Source organism: bacterium (genome assembly GCA_024228115.1).
Taxonomy (GTDB): domain Bacteria; phylum Myxococcota_A; class UBA9160; order UBA9160; family UBA6930.
This window is the reverse complement of record JAAETT010000567.1, coordinates 1-860: the sequence shown is the minus strand read 5'-3', so window position 1 is coordinate 860 and position 860 is coordinate 1. Positions and strand designations below refer to the sequence as shown.

The window sequence follows — 860 nt, the reverse complement described above, 5'->3', positions numbered from 1 at the left end:
GAATTCGAGCTCAAGAACGGAAACGGAAGACTCGGGGGCTCCGCCCCCGAACCCCCGTTCATTACTGAACGAAGAAGAGATCCGGAGGAGCCGGGTCTCACGGTCTAACCAAAGTGTCTACGGAATCGGGGCAGACCCACTGCGAGCGGGCAGAAGAGTTCACACCGGGCGGCGCCCTCAGGTCTCACTCCACTGGCACCTATCTGGCTTACTGTGACCGGGTGGATGGATGTTACATGTACGATGTCGATGGCAACCGCTACATCGACCTCATCGTGGGCATGACCAGCATCATTGGACACAACCACCCAAAGGTCGCAGAGGCCGTCCAGGCGCAGGTGCCAAAAGGTCTCGTCACATTCATGCCTGATGAGGGCTGGGATGTCCTTGCAGAAATGATGTGCAAGAGAGTCCCCTCGGTAGAGAAGGTATGGCCGGCATTTGGCGGCTCCCAGGCTTTCATGTGGGCCATAAGGGCGGCCAGAGCCCATACCGGAAGGGACAAGATCTTGAAGATCTGGGGCGGTTATCACGGCACCTACGACGACGCCTTTGCCATGCCGCCCAACGGGTCGCCTGGGCTCCCCAAGAATACACTGGACAACATTCTCTTCACCAATTGGAACGACAAGGAGAAAACGGAGAAGGTCATCCGGGAAAACAAGGATGAACTGGCGGCTGTCATCACGGAAGGACTTCAGACCGGAGGAACCATTCCTGAGTTATGCCCGAATGTTGGGGATGAGTACCTGATCAGGCAGCGCTCTTCCGCACTCCTTCATCATCGTTGCTGAGGGTTCGTCCGTCCAGGAATTTCGTTCCGTTCAGGAGTTCTTGTACGAGGTGCGGGCTTCGGATTC

1 protein-coding gene is annotated in these 860 nt (G+C 56.9%); it reads left to right on the top strand.

Features of this window, described 5'->3' with window-relative positions:
• Positions 1-236: 236 nt before the first annotated feature.
• Complete coding sequence (locus tag GY937_23595; protein MCP5059700.1) at positions 237-794, top strand: aminotransferase class III-fold pyridoxal phosphate-dependent enzyme; 558 nt, start codon at positions 237-239, stop codon at positions 792-794.
• The last annotated feature ends 66 nt before the right edge of the window (positions 795-860 follow it).